An 11,599-nucleotide genomic window follows, 5' to 3' on the forward strand; every position below is an offset into this window, starting at 1 on the left:
GTGCGCGCGCCCTGACCTGCGCCGCGCATCGGCCATTGCTTGCATCGCCTGAATTTCGAGCCCTTGCCATGAACGCTCCGCACCCCGCTTCCTCGGCGCTTGCCGCCGAACGCCCGACGTTGGCTGACCTGGAGGCGCGCGACGCCTTCGCGCACCGCCACATCGGCCCGTCTGCCGACGAGCAGACCGCCATGCTCGGCACGCTGGGCTACACCAGCCGCGCCGCGCTGATCGACGCCGTGATCCCGCCGGCCATCCGCCGCCAGGACGGCATGCCGCTGGGCGAATTCACGCAGCCGCTGACCGAAGAAGCGGCGCTCGCCAAGCTGCGCGGCATCGCCGGGCAGAACCGCGTGGTCAAGAGCCTGATCGGCCAGGGCTACTACGGCACGCACACGCCGGGCGTCATTCTGCGCAACATCCTCGAGAACCCCGCCTGGTACACGGCCTACACGCCGTATCAGCCGGAAATCTCGCAGGGCCGCCTGGAAGCGATGCTGAATTTCCAGCAGATGGTGATCGACCTCACGGCCATGGACATCGCCAATGCGTCGATGCTGGACGAAGCGACCGCCGCGGCTGAAGCCATGACGCTGCTGCAGCGCATTGGCAAGTCGAAGTCGACCGTGTTCTTCGTGGCCGACGACGTGCTGCCGCAAACGCTGGAAGTCGTGCGCACGCGCGCCGAGCCGATCGGCGTGCAAGTGGTGACGGGCCCGGCAGCGGATGCTGCCAAGCACGACGCGTTCGGTGTGCTGCTGCAATACCCGGGCGCCAACGGTGCGCTGCTGGGCGATCTGGCGACGTACCAGGCGCTGACCGATGCCGTGCACGCTGCCGGCGGCCTGGTCGTGGCCGCCGCCGACCTGCTGGCGCTCACGCTGCTGGCTGCGCCGGGCGAATGGGGCGCCGACGTCGTGATCGGCAACACGCAGCGTTTTGGCGTGCCGTTCGGTTTCGGCGGCCCGCACGCCGGCTACATGGCCGTGCGCGATGCGTTCAAGCGCTCGATGCCCGGCCGACTGGTCGGCGTAACGATCGATGCGCAAGGCAACCCGGCCTATCGCCTCGCCCTGCAAACGCGCGAGCAGCACATCCGCCGCGAGAAGGCCACCTCGAACATCTGTACCGCGCAGGTGCTGCTGGGCGTGATGGCATCGATGTACGCCGTCTACCACGGCCCGCAAGGCCTGAAGCGCATCGCGCAGCGCGTGCACCGCCTGACCGCCACGCTGGCCGCCGGCCTGCGCGCGATCGGCTACACGCTGGAATCCGACGCCTTCTTCGACACGCTGACCGTCGCCACCGGCCCGCGCACCGCCAACCTGCACATCGCGGCGCAAGCGCGCGGCATCAACCTGCGCCAGATCGACGATGCGCGACTGGGCATCTCGCTGGACGAGACCGTCACGCGCGCCGATGTCGTGGCGCTGTGGGAAGTCTTCGCGCATGCCGCGCACGCCGCCGCACCGGACTTCGACCAGACCGAAGCGGGCGTCGCCGATGCGTATCCGGCCTCGCTCATCCGCCAGAGCGCGTACCTGACGCACCCGGTGTTCAACGCGCACCACTCCGAGCACGAAATGCTGCGCTACCTGCGCAGTCTCGCCGACAAGGATCTCGCGCTGGACCGCACGATGATCCCGCTGGGCTCGTGCACGATGAAGCTCAACGCCACCGCGGAAATGCTGCCCGTGACGTGGCCCGAGTTTTCGAACATCCATCCGTTCGCACCGGCCGACCAGACCGTCGGCTACCGCGAGATGATCGACCAGCTCGAGCAGATGCTGTGCGCCGCCACGGGCTACGCCGCCGTGAGCCTGCAGCCGAATGCCGGCTCGCAGGGCGAATACGCCGGCCTGCTGATCATCCACGCCTACCACGCCAGCCGTGGCGAAGCGCATCGCAACGTGTGCCTGATCCCGTCGTCGGCGCACGGTACGAACCCCGCATCGGCGCAGATGGCCGGCATGCAGGTGGTCGTCGTGGCGTGCGATGAGCGCGGCAACGTCGATCTGGCCGATCTGGAAAAGAAGGCCGCCGAGCACAGCAAGAACCTCGCGGCGATCATGATCACCTACCCGTCCACGCACGGCGTGTTCGAGGAAGGCGTGAAGCGCGTCTGCGAAATCGTGCACAGCCACGGCGGCCAGGTCTACGTGGACGGCGCCAACATGAACGCCATGGTCGGCACCGCTGCGCCGGGTCACTTCGGCGGCGACGTCTCGCACCTGAACCTGCACAAGACGTTCTGCATTCCGCACGGCGGCGGCGGCCCGGGCGTCGGTCCGGTGGCCGTGGGCGCACACCTCGCGCCGTTCCTGCCCGGCCGCGCGGCGTCGGGTGAAGATGCCAGCCAGAACATCGGCAATGTGTCGGCGTCGGCGTTCGGCTCGGCGTCGATCCTGCCGATCTCGTGGATGTACATCGCGATGATGGGCGCCGCGGGCCTGACCGCCGCCACCGAGACGGCCATCCTGTCGGCCAACTACGTGGCCAAGCGTCTCGCGCCGTACTACCCGGTGCTGTACACGGGCGCCCACGGCCTGGTGGCCCACGAGTGCATTCTCGACATCCGTCCGCTGCAGAAGGAATCGGGCATCAGCAACGAGGACATCGCCAAGCGCCTGATGGACTTCGGCTTCCACGCACCGACGATGAGCTTCCCGGTGCCGGGCACGCTGATGATCGAGCCGACCGAAAGCGAGCCGAAGGTGGAACTCGACCGCTTCATCGACGCGATGATCGCCATCCGCGGCGAAGTCGACAAGGTGATCTCGGGCGAATTCGACCGCGAAGACAATCCGCTCAAGCACGCCCCGCACACCGCAGCCGTGGTGATGGCGGACGACTGGTCGCACAAGTACACGCGCGAGCAGGCCGCCTACCCGGTGGCATCGCTGCGCGCACGCAAGTACTGGCCGCCGGTTGGCCGCGCCGACAACGTCTACGGCGACCGCAACCTGTTCTGCGCCTGCGTGCCGATGAGCGAGTACGCACAGGACTAAAGCCGGCGACCCAGCGCGATTGCCATCGCGCCGCGCCTCAGGCGGCCGCCTCGCACCACGGGGCGGCCGTTTGCATCTGAACCACCCGAGCGCGGGCGGCCACAAGCCGACTCGCCCCCTTTGCAAAACGCCCCCCCGGAGCCTTACCCCATGGCTGTTTCTGTTTTCGACCTCTTCAAGATCGGCATCGGCCCGTCCAGCTCGCACACCGTCGGGCCGATGCGCGCCGCGCTGATGTTCGCCTCGGGCCTCGAAGCCGACGGCCTGATGCCGCAAGTCGCCAGCGTGCGCGTCGAGCTGTATGGCTCGCTCGGCGCCACCGGCAAGGGCCACGGCACCGATCGCGGCGTCATCCTCGGCCTGATGGGCGAGGCGCCGGACACCATCGACCCCGACACCATTGAAGACAAGCTGGCGGCGCTGCGCGCCTCGCAGTCGCTGTCGCTGCTGGGCCGTCACGCGGTGCGCTTTACCGAGAAGGAGCACATCGCCTTCTATCGCCGCGAGGCGATGGCCGAGCACCCGAACGGCATGAAGTTCCACGCCTTCGATGCGGCCGGCGAGCGGCTGCGCGAGGCGCGCTACCTGTCGGTGGGCGGCGGCTTTGTCGTCACGGCCGGTGCGCCGAATACGCAAGTGCTGGCCGCACACGACCAGTTGCCGCATCCGTTCCGCAGCGGCAAGGAATTGCTGGCGATGTGCGAATCGACGGGCAAGTCCATCGCCCGCCTGATGCTCGAAAACGAACTGACGTGGCGCACCGAAGCCGAAGTGCGCGCCGGCTTGCTCAACATCTGGCACGTGATGCAGGCGTGCGTGGCGCGCGGCTGCCGCACCGAGGGCGAACTGCCGGGCCCGTTCCACGTGCGCCGGCGCGCGGCGGAGCTGTATTCACGGCTCACGGTGCAGGCCGAACGCACGCTGTCCGACCCGCTGTCGGTGATCGACTGGGTGAACCTGTATGCGATTGCCGTGAACGAAGAAAACGCCGCAGGCGGGCGCGTCGTCACGGCGCCGACCAATGGCGCAGCCGGCATCATCCCGGCCGTGATGCATTACTACGACCGCTTCGTGCCCGGCGCGAACGACAACGGCATCGTGGATTTCCTGCTCACCGCCGGCGCGATCGGCATGCTTTACAAGATGAACGCGTCGATCTCGGGCGCGGAAGTCGGCTGCCAGGGGGAAGTCGGTGTGGCGTGTTCCATGGCTGCCGGGGCACTGGCGGCAGTGCTGGGCGGCACGCCTGCGCAGGTCGAAAACGCAGCGGAGATCGGCATGGAGCACAACCTGGGGCTCACGTGCGACCCGGTCGGCGGGCTGGTGCAGATTCCGTGTATTGAGCGCAATGCGATGGCGTCGGTGAAGGCGGTGAATGCGGCGCGCATGGCGTTGCGGGGGGATGGCACGCATTATGTTTCGCTGGATTCGGTCATCAAGACCATGCGCGAGACTGGTGCGGATATGAAGACGAAGTACAAGGAGACGGCGCGGGGGGGGTTGGCGGTGAATATTGTGGAGTGCTGATTTTTTGGTTTGGGTTTTGGTCTTGGTGGTGCATCCCTTGTTTCATCCCCTGCCGGGGCTGACTCACTTTCTTTGGTCTTGCCCAAAGAAAGTAAGCAAAGAAATGCGCGCCCGAGATGGCGACTTCCCCTTGAATTTATGTCGCAGGGAGGGAGGGGAGGCAAACTCGCTTCGCTCAGACAGCCTCCCCTCTTTTTCCTCCCTGCAACAGAAATTCAAGGCGCCATCAAGGGCAGGAACGTCAAAAGAAAAAGGCCAACCCGTCGTGAGGTTGGCCTTGTCGTTTGCGCTGGCGCTGCGTTGGTTTGGTCTTTGACTTTCCTGCCCTTGATGGCGCCTTGAATTTTCGTAAGCGGGCGGAAAAAAGGCGGGGAACTGTCTGAGCGCAGCGAGTTTTCCCCGCCTCCGCACGGTTACGGAAATTCAAGGGATGGGTCGCCATCTCGGGCGCGCCTTTCTTTTGCCTACTTTTCTTTGGCAAGACAAAGAAAAGTAGGTCGTGCCCGGCAGGGTACGAAAAGGGGATGGACCACAAACAACAAATCTAGAGGACACCCCAAAAAAAACCACCGCGCCCCCGCCCCCGTCCACTCCTATAATCCGCGCCACGAGAACCCTCTTTGGAGACCCGCAGGATGCAATCCCTCCATCCTCCCAAGCACATTCCGGCAGCGACCCTGCCAGAGCTGACGCTGCGCGGCATGATCCTTGGCGCGATCATCACCGTGATCTTTACCGCTTCAAACGTGTACCTCGGCCTGAAGGTCGGGCTGACGTTCTCTTCGGCGATTCCGGCTGCGGTCATTTCGATGGCGGTGCTGCGCATGCTCGGCGGCACGAACATCCTCGAAAACAACATGGTGCAGACGCAGGCGTCTGCGGCCGGGACGCTGTCTTCCATCATCTTCATCCTGCCCGGCCTGGTGATGATCGGGCACTGGCAAGGCTTCCCGTTCTGGCAAACGTTTGGAGTCTGCATGGCGGGCGGCATGCTCGGCGTGGTGTTCACGATCCCGCTGCGCCACGCGATGGTCGTGCAGAGCGATCTGCCATACCCCGAAGGCGTGGCGGCGGCAGAGATCCTGCGCGTGGGCAGCGGCCAGTCGGCGGACGGTGAGGACGCCGTCGATGACGACGCGGTGCCCGCCGCCACCGGCATGCGCGATCTGGCAGCGGGCGGCATCGTTGCGGCCATCGTGGCCTTTGCTACCAGCGGCCTGCGCCTGCTGGGCGAAGGGGCGAGCTGGTGGTTTGCGGCCGGTGCCGCAGTGGTGCGCTTCCCGCTGGGCTTTTCAACGGCACTGCTGGGCGCGGGCTACCTGATTGGCATCGTGGCCGGGCTGGCCATGCTGGTGGGCCTGGTGATCGCCTGGGGCATCGCCGTGCCGTACCTGACCTCCATCACGCCGATGCCGGCCGGCAAGGCGCTCTCTGCGTTCGGCACGGATGTGTGGCGCACGCAGGTGCGCTTTATCGGCGCCGGCGTGATTGCGGTGGCGGCCGTGTGGACGCTGGGCACGCTGATCGGCCCGGTGGTGCAAGGCGTGAAGCGCTCGTTCGGCAGCCTGCGCCCGAAAACCGATAGCGCGCTACGCACCGAGCAGGACATGGCGCCGCGCTGGATCCTGCTGGTGACGCTGGCCATGGTCGTGGTGCTGGTGATCACGTTTGCCGCATTCCTGGCGCCGACCATGCTGTCGGCCGGCTCGCGCTGGACGCTGATCACCTGCGCGGTGATCTTTGCGGTGGTGTTCGGCTTTCTGGTGGCGGCGGCGTGCGGCTACATGGCCGGGCTGATCGGTTCGTCGTCGAGCCCGATTTCGGGCATCGGCATCATCGCCATCACGTTGGTGTCGCTGCTGCTGTTGGCCATCGGCGCGGACAACGGCATCGTCGGCTCTCCCGAAGCGAGCAAGCTCGGCATTGCGCTGGCGATCTTCACCACGTCGGCCGTGGTGGCCGTGGCGACCATCTCGAATGACAACCTGCAGGACCTGAAGACCGGCTGGCTGGTCGGGGCCACGCCGTGGCGCCAGCAGGTGGCGCTGCTGATCGGCTGCGTGGCGGGCGCGGCGGTCATCTCGCCGGTGCTGGAGCTGCTGTACAACGCGTATGGCTTCCCGGGTGCGCTGCCGCGTGCCGGCATGGACGCCGCGCAGGCGCTGTCCGCACCGCAGGCGACGCTCATGACGGCCATCGCCACCGGCATCTTCACGCACCAGCTGGAATGGAACATGGTGATTGCGGGCATCGTCATCGGCGTGCTGCTCATCGCCGTCGACTGGGCGCTCAAGCAGCGTGGCGGTGTCGCACGGTTGCCCGTGCTGGCGGTCGGCATCGGCATCTACCTGCCGCCGACGGTGAGCACGGTGCTGGTGACCGGCGCGGTGCTGGCGTGGATCATCGAGAAGCTGCTTGCCAAGCGCGCGCGGGCCGCAGGCGTACCGTACGAGCGCTATGCCGAGGTGCCGAACCGCCACGGCGTGCTGCTGGCGTCGGGCCTGATCGTCGGCGAAAGCCTGGTGGGCGTATTGATGGCGGCCATCATCGGCGGCACGGGCAAGGATGCGCCGCTGGCGATCGTCGGTGCCTCGTTTGAAGGCACGGCGCAATGGCTTGGGCTGATCGTGTTCGCCTTGGTATGCTGGGCCTTCGCGCGCCGCGTGCTGGCGGTGCGACCGACTCACTGACCCCAACCCGCATCATGCTGCTCCGCGACGCAACGCAGGCTGACCTGCCGGCCATCCTCGCCATCTACAACGACGTGATCGCCAACTCCAATGCGATCTACACCGAAACACCGGTCACGCTGGAAGACCGCACTGCGTGGCTGGCCTTGCGTGCCACGCAGGGATATCCGGTGCTGGTGGCTGACGATGGCGGACAAGTCGCAGGCGTTGCATCGTTTGGGGATTTCCGCCCGTACCCGGGCTTTCGCACCACCGTCGAGCACTCGGTGCACATTCACCGCGACTGGCGCGGCAAGGGGCTGGGCAGCCGGCTGGTCGAAGCGCTGTGTGAGCGTGCCGCGGCGCTGGGCAAACACGTCATGGTGGGCGCCATCGACGGCGCCAATGCAGGCTCGATCCGGCTGCACGAAAAGCTCGGCTTCAAGGAAGTGGGCCGCATGCCCGAGGCCGCCATCAAGCACGGCCAGTGGCTCGACCTTGTGTTCATGCAGCGCTGGCTGGAAGCGCCCGGAACGGTCCGCAGCGACTGACCGTTCCTCGATCTCGATGCGTCAGGCGGGCTGCGTTGCCGCCTGCGTCCAGCGCCCGCAACCGCGTCGCACGGTCTCGTGCAGGTTGCGGGTTTCACGTTGCGCCGCGCGGATCCATTCGGCATCCGCATCGCGCCCCTCCACCACCTCCCGCACCATGTCGAGCGCGCCTTCGGACGACAGCGCTTCGGCGTGTGCCGACAGCACCTTGCTCGTCTCCAGGATGTGATCGGCCAGCGCACCGCGATTGCCCGTGGCCGGGTCGACGTATTCACCGGCCAGCCCGAAGCGGCACGCCTGGAAGCGGTTGAAGGTGTAGACGAGGTAATCGTCTTCCTCGGGCATGAACGGGCGATCGAGCAGCAGCCAGCGGCCCAGCGCCTGGATATAGGCGGCGATGGCGGCGGCGCGTTCGACGGTCAGCGGGGTGTCCATCACGCGGACTTCGATCGTGCCGAATTCGGGCTTGGGGCGGATGTCCCAATAGAAGTCCTTCATGCTCTCGATCACGCCGGTGGCGTGCATCTTGTCGAAGTACGCGATGAAGGCGTCCCACGTCAGCACGAACGGCGCGCGGCCCGACATCGGGAAGGCGCTGACCGAATTCATGCGCGCGGATGCAAACCCCGTATCCACGCCCTGCACGAACGGCGACGACGCTGCCAGCGCAATGAAGTGCGGCACGTAGCGCGACATGGCGTGCAGCAGATACAGCGCATCGTCCGGATTCGGGCAGCCAAGGTGCACGTGCTGGCCGAATACCGTGAACTGCTTGGCGAGGTAACCGTACAGATCCGAGATGTACTGATAGCGCGGCGATTGCGAAATCTGCCGCTGGCTCCATTGCTGGAACGGATGCGTGCCGCCGCCGCAGATGCCGATGTTCAGCGCCGTGGCGGCTTCGGCCATGCGGTCGCGCATTTCGCGCAACTGCCAGAGCGCCTCGTCGTGGCTGTGGCAGATGCCGGTGGAGATCTCGATCATCGAATCGGTGATCTCGGGCTTGATGTCGCCGGGATATTCCTTGCCCTTGAGCATGCGCAGCAGGTCGGGCGACGCCGAAGCGAGGTCGTAGTCGTGACGATTGACGAGCTGCAGTTCCAGCTCGACGCCAAACGTGAGTGCTTCGGATTTCGAGAACGGTTCGAGGGACATGGAAGCCTCTTAGCGGTGTTCGTTGTCTTGCCGCACCTCACCCGCCCAGCGCAGGGACCGTGCAGTCAGGATCGGCGCAGCAATCTGCTGGATCGCCAGCGTGCACAGGATGATGGCCGCCAGCGGCCCGCCGGTCTGCGGATACAGCGCCGCCGTATCGTGCATCAGCAACCATGACAATCCCGACATGGGGGCGAGCGCCAGGCCAAGCGCAATGCTCTGCCGCATCGACAGCCCCGAAAACGAGCCGAGCGCCGTGGTGGCCGCCAGCTTGGCAATGAAGCGCGACAGCACCAGCGCCACCGCCGCCACACCACCGATCGCCCAATCCGATGCCTTGAGCGGCAGGCCGAGCGACACGATCATCACCACGATCAGAATGCTGCCCGCGCTGCCGAAGTGCGACGGCCACACGCGCGGGTGATCGTCCTGGTGCTTGAACACGACGCCCGCCAGCAGCAGCGTGAGCGGCACCGACAGCTTCAGCAGCTTGGCCATCGCCAGGGCAAACAGCACCAGGCCGACGAGCACCAGGAACGCGTAGTGATCGTCACCGGCCATGCGGTGATACAGCGCGTGGCCGACCTTGCCGACCACCCAGGCCAGAAGCACGGAGCCTGCCAGCAGGTACAGCGGGTGGATCAGCGCAGCCGCCCAATGCCCGTATTCGCTATGCAGCCAGCCGGCGGTCAGCGGCACCAGCACGCTGGCGTAGATGCTGTTGAGCGCGCCCAGGGAGAGCAGTCGCTCCGTCACCTGGCCTTCTGCGCGCAGTTCGTTCTTGAGTTGAAGGAGCACCGTCGGAGACGTGGCCACCGCGATGGCGCCCGCGGCCACCGCCACCGGCGTCGCCACGCCAAACAGCTGCAGCACCCAGGTGACCAGGCCCCAGGTCAGCAGGCTTTCGAAGCCGCTGGTGAGCAAGAGCCAACGATTGGCACGCAGCCACTCGAACGACAATCGGTGCCCCAGCTCGAACAGCGCCAACGCCAGCGCCATCTCGATCAGGATGTGGGTCTGCTCGAGCATGTCGGCATCGATGAGCGGGCGGCCGAGCACGCCGGCCACCAGCCCCGCTACCGCATAGCCGACGATGCGCGGCAGCTTGAGCGCCGCGCGCGCAAACTCGCCGCACAACGCCGCGCCAACCAGCGCCAGCCCGATCCAGAAAAGGCCGCCAGGAGCGGGCGGCCACGAAGGGAAGAGATCGTGAAGTCCTGTCATGGCCGACATGGTACCCGAAGCCCTCATCCGGGAAAGTCAGCCAAGCACTGACACGCGTTAGAGTCGCGTTACACGATATTTAATAATAGATCGATGATTTTCGATGCAGAAGGCGACAACTCTGCGTTTGGAGTCGCTAGCCGCCAGCAAAGAAAAACCGCCCCGGAGGGCGGTTTTCATACTGCGAATGGCTGAGAGCCGGTCGGATTACTTGCCGCCGACGCTCTCCAGCGGCGTCCACTTGCCGCCGGTGACCTTGTAGACGGTGATGCCGCCGTCCTTCAGGTCGCCCTTGTCGTCATAGGCGTAGTGCTTGGCGGTCACGCCTTGCGTGTTGGTCGCAGCCAGGATCGGCAGGTACTTGGCCGGGTCGGACGAACCGGCAGCCACCATCGCCTTCATCAGGGCCATCGCGCCGTCGTAGGCGTACGGCGAGTACGTCTGCACCGGCGTGCCGAAACGCTTCTCATAGCGGGCCTTGTAGCCAGCGCCGCCCGGCATCTGCTCCAGCGGCAGACCGGCCAGCGATGCCACCATGCCTTCCGCCGCTTGCGGGCCGGCCAGCTTGATGAAGTCGTCGGTCTTGGACATTTCGCCCGACATCAGCGTGGACTTCATGCCCAGCTCGCGCATCTGCTTGAGCAGGGGGGCCGATTGGCCTTCGGCGCCACCGTAGAACACGGCGTCCGGGTTCTTGCTCTTGATCTGCGTGAGGATGGCCTTGAAGTCGCTGGCCTTGTCGTTGGTGAATTCGCGACGCACGATGGTGGCGCCGGCAGCCTTGGCGGCCTTCTCGAACTCGTCGGCCAGACCTTGGCCGTAAGCGGTGCGGTCGTCAACGATGGCGATGTTCTTGTAGCCCAGCTTCTTGACGGCGAACGTGCCGACCACCGAACCCTGCTGGGTGTCGGAAGTCATCATGCGGAACGTCGTCTTGTAGCCTTGCTTGGTGTATTCCGGCGCGGTTGCCATGGCGATCTGCGCGATGCCGGCCTGGTTGTACACGCGCGACGCCGGGATGCTGGTACCCGAATTGAAGTGGCCGAGCATGCCCTTGATGCCGCTGTCCACCAGCTTCTGGGCGACTGCCGTACCGGTCTTCGGGTCAGCTTGGTCGTCTTCCGCCATCAGCTGGAACTTGACGTCCTTGCCGGCGATCTTCGGCTTGGTGGCGTTGAACTCTTCGACGGCCAGCGTCGCGCCGTTCTTCATGTCCGTGCCGTATTGCGCTTGCGGACCCGACATCGGGGCAGCAAAGCCCAGCTTGATGACTTCCTGGGCCGATGCGGCGCTACCCATCGCACACAGTGCGGCGGCCACCCACAGTTGCTTCAATTTCATTTGTGCGTCTCCTAGTTCAAACGCAATTTGGATCAATAGCGCGACGGGATCACCGCCGCCCTCCTCCCGCTTCGCATCCCATCCGCACCCGTCGTGCGAATGGAACCGCGAATCCTGCTCGTGC

General features: G+C 65.9%; 7 protein-coding genes. 4 read left to right on the plus strand and 3 right to left on the minus strand.

Features of this window, described 5'->3' with window-relative positions:
* Window positions 1–68 precede the first annotated feature (68 nt).
* The 4 genes from gcvP to ABIC76_RS08575 all read left to right on the plus strand — a co-directional run bounded on the left by gcvP (window position 69) and on the right by ABIC76_RS08575 (window position 7,755).
* Window positions 69–3,008: an aminomethyl-transferring glycine dehydrogenase gene (gene gcvP / locus ABIC76_RS08560; RefSeq protein ID WP_102063985.1), complete on the plus strand. Its 2,940-nt coding sequence runs from the start codon at window positions 69–71 to the stop codon at window positions 3,006–3,008.
* A gap of 150 nt (window positions 3,009–3,158) precedes the next feature.
* Window positions 3,159–4,535, plus strand: a complete 1,377-nt coding sequence (locus ABIC76_RS08565) for an L-serine ammonia-lyase (RefSeq protein ID WP_102063986.1) — start codon at window positions 3,159–3,161, stop codon at window positions 4,533–4,535.
* A gap of 635 nt (window positions 4,536–5,170) precedes the next feature.
* Window positions 5,171–7,225, plus strand: a complete 2,055-nt coding sequence (locus ABIC76_RS08570; RefSeq protein WP_354533692.1) for an OPT family oligopeptide transporter — start codon at window positions 5,171–5,173, stop codon at window positions 7,223–7,225.
* Window positions 7,226–7,239: 14 nt separating this feature from the next.
* A complete protein-coding gene (locus tag ABIC76_RS08575) occupies window positions 7,240–7,755 on the plus strand; it encodes a GNAT family N-acetyltransferase (protein ID WP_354533693.1) in 516 nt (171 codons plus the stop codon).
* Window positions 7,756–7,776: 21 nt separating this feature from the next.
* On the opposite strand, the gene ABIC76_RS08580 is transcribed toward ABIC76_RS08575, so the two are convergent.
* The 3 genes from ABIC76_RS08580 to ABIC76_RS08590 form a co-directional block, all read right to left on the minus strand.
* Window positions 7,777–8,910 (minus strand): YbdK family carboxylate-amine ligase, encoded by a 1,134-nt coding sequence (locus ABIC76_RS08580; protein ID WP_027680535.1) that lies wholly within the window; start codon window positions 8,908–8,910, stop codon window positions 7,777–7,779.
* 9 nt (window positions 8,911–8,919) lie between these two features.
* A complete protein-coding gene (locus ABIC76_RS08585) occupies window positions 8,920–10,143 on the minus strand; it encodes a cation:proton antiporter (RefSeq protein WP_102063988.1) in 1,224 nt (407 codons plus the stop codon).
* 198 nt (window positions 10,144–10,341) lie between these two features.
* Complete coding sequence (locus ABIC76_RS08590; RefSeq protein WP_102063989.1) at window positions 10,342–11,475, minus strand: branched-chain amino acid ABC transporter substrate-binding protein; 1,134 nt, start codon at window positions 11,473–11,475, stop codon at window positions 10,342–10,344.
* Window positions 11,476–11,599 lie beyond the last annotated feature (124 nt).

Origin of the sequence: Ralstonia sp. 1138 (assembly GCF_040544795.1) — a bacterium.
GTDB lineage: Bacteria > Pseudomonadota > Gammaproteobacteria > Burkholderiales > Burkholderiaceae > Ralstonia > Ralstonia flatus.

Excerpts from the sequence above, each read along its gene's own strand:
- gcvP (WP_102063985.1), top strand. The coding sequence starts at position 69 with ATGAACGCTCCGCACCCCGCTTCCTCGGCGCTTGCCGCCGAACGCCCG.
- ABIC76_RS08565 (WP_102063986.1), top strand. The coding sequence starts at position 3,159 with ATGGCTGTTTCTGTTTTCGACCTCTTCAAGATCGGCATCGGCCCGTCC.
- ABIC76_RS08570 (WP_354533692.1), top strand. The coding sequence starts at position 5,171 with ATGCAATCCCTCCATCCTCCCAAGCACATTCCGGCAGCGACCCTGCCA.
- ABIC76_RS08575 (WP_354533693.1), top strand. The coding sequence starts at position 7,240 with ATGCTGCTCCGCGACGCAACGCAGGCTGACCTGCCGGCCATCCTCGCC.
- ABIC76_RS08580 (WP_027680535.1), bottom strand. The coding sequence starts at position 8,910 with ATGTCCCTCGAACCGTTCTCGAAATCCGAAGCACTCACGTTTGGCGTC.
- ABIC76_RS08585 (WP_102063988.1), bottom strand. The coding sequence starts at position 10,143 with ATGTCGGCCATGACAGGACTTCACGATCTCTTCCCTTCGTGGCCGCCC.
- ABIC76_RS08590 (WP_102063989.1), bottom strand. The coding sequence starts at position 11,475 with ATGAAATTGAAGCAACTGTGGGTGGCCGCCGCACTGTGTGCGATGGGT.